Here is a 404-nt window from a genome sequence, read left to right as displayed (position 1 = left end):
TCCGTCGGCGGTCAGGTGGCGGGTGTCTTTATCCTGCGCAACTTCATCGAAGACATCCCCAAGGAACTCTTCGAGTCCGCCCAGCTCGACGGTGCCGGACACCTGCAACAGATCCGCCACATCATCTTGCCACTGTCCGCGTCCATTATCTCGGTCACCTGCATCATGGACTTCCTCGGCTCTTGGAACAACACCATCCTGCCGCTCTTGCTGCTGCGCGACGACCAACTGCTCACCATCCCCGTCGGCCTCTTCCGACTCGATGGCGAATACGTCAAACAATACGGCCAACTCATGGCCGGTTACGCCATCTCTTCAGTGCCGCTGCTGATCATCTTTCTGTTCTCAATGAAGTTCTTCGTCAAAGGACTCTCCGCCGGAGCCGTCAAAGGCTAGCGCGGCTT

1 protein-coding gene is annotated in these 404 nt (G+C 57.7%); it reads left to right on the top strand.

Going from position 1 to position 404, the window contains the following annotated elements:
* Nucleotides 1-396, top strand: a 396-nt coding sequence (locus QEH52_RS20275) for a carbohydrate ABC transporter permease (RefSeq protein WP_308952779.1), incomplete at its 5' end; no start/stop codon positions are given.
* Nucleotides 397-404: the final 8 nt, after the last annotated feature.

The sequence above is a fragment of the Thalassobacterium maritimum genome, from assembly GCF_031127805.1.
Taxonomy (GTDB): Bacteria; Verrucomicrobiota; Verrucomicrobiia; order Opitutales; family Coraliomargaritaceae; genus Thalassobacterium; species Thalassobacterium maritimum.
Note: the sequence above shows the minus strand (reverse complement) of the source record. Positions and strands in the feature narration are given on the sequence as shown.